Below are 1,442 nucleotides of genomic sequence, written 5' to 3' on the forward strand. Positions count from 1 at the left end.
GCCCATCCGGAATGGAAGACCAAGCAGCCGTTCAAGGCCGTTCTTGAGGGCGACATGAAGACGCTCGCCGCATCGGGAGAAAAGGGCCTCGTCGAGATCATCATGGCGACGCATTCCGGGATGACGAGCGACGAATTCCAGAAAATCGCGTCCGATTGGATCGCCACGGCGCGCGACCCGAAGTTCAAGCGCGCCTACACCGACCTCGTCTACCAACCCATGCTGGAGCTACTCGCCTATCTGCGCGAAAACGGCTTCAAGACCTTCGTCGTATCGGGCGGCGGGGTCGAGTTTATGCGGCCATGGACGGAAAAGGTCTATGGCATCCCTCCTGAGCAGGTCATCGGCTCGTCGATCAAGACCAAGTTCGAAATGCAGAGCGGCAAGCCGGTCCTGCTTCGGACGCCTGCGATCAATTTCATCGACGACAAGGAAGGCAAGCCGGTCGGCATCAACGAGTATATCGGTCGGCGGCCCATCGCGGCGTTCGGCAATTCCGACGGCGACCTTCAGATGCTGCAATGGACGACGATGGCCGATGGCCCGCGCTTCGGCTTGATCGTCCATCACACCGACGCCGAGCGTGAATACGCCTACGACCGCAAAACCGAGTTCGGCCGCCTCGACAAGGCGCTCGACGCGGCTGCGGCGAACCATTGGACCATCGTCGACATGAAAGCCGACTGGAAGCAGATCTTTCCATCAAAGTGAGCTGGTCGCGGGCGAGAGCATTCCTGTCACGACAGCCCATTTCACGAGGGTCAGGATGCCTCAGCATTGCCAGCAAATCCAAGCGGATAGAAAGGGAACCTAGCCATGCTTAGCAGAAATCTGGCCTATATTACTCTGCTGGCCGCCAGCGTTTGTTCCATCTCAGGTACAACCCGAGCACAGGATGCCAGCGTCCAGCCGCATGTTCCGTTGCAGAAGACAATCGGCGTGGTCACGCCGACGGGTCCGGTCCCGTCGCTCTTCGTGCTGAACTCGGCGGGCGCGACCCTGCAAAATGACAAGCTGACCATGTCAGGCGTTTCGGCGAACTCGATCGTCTTCGCCGACCGCCCGGTGCGGGCGGCAGGTCATGTAACGACCGAGCAATTCATCATGCAGTGGGACAAGGACAAGGATAATTTCATCAAGGATCCACCAAACGCAACCATCTCAGTTCTCGGCGGGGATGGTTCAAAGGTTGAAGATGCGGTCGTGGTGCTTAAGGCGCCCAAGCTCGATGGGGGCAATCTGACCTTCGACGTTTCCGTTCTGGAGGGAAGCCTTAGTGGAGCCAGTGGACCGGCCGCGCTCTTCATCGACCGTGGCGGCGGGTTTGGTGGGGGTGGTTTTGGTGGCGGTGGGGGTGGCTTTGGCGGCGGTGGAGGCTTTGGCGGTGGCCGCGACTTCGGCGGTGGAGACTTCGACCGTGGAGACTTCAGTGGCAATCGCAT

Annotated in this window: 2 protein-coding genes; both read left to right on the forward strand. The window is 59.8% G+C overall.

Going from position 1 to position 1,442, the window contains the following annotated elements:
- Positions 1-711, forward strand: a 711-nt coding sequence (locus AB4048_RS28710; RefSeq protein ID WP_442205335.1) for an HAD family hydrolase, incomplete at its 5' end; no start/stop codon positions are given.
- Positions 712-816: 105 nt separating this feature from the next.
- On the forward strand, positions 817-1,442 hold a 626-nt coding region (locus AB4048_RS28715; protein WP_442205336.1), incomplete at its 3' end, for a hypothetical protein.

It is taken from the genome of Rhizobium sp. RAF56 (assembly GCF_052113965.1).
Lineage (GTDB): Bacteria > Pseudomonadota > Alphaproteobacteria > Rhizobiales > Rhizobiaceae > Rhizobium.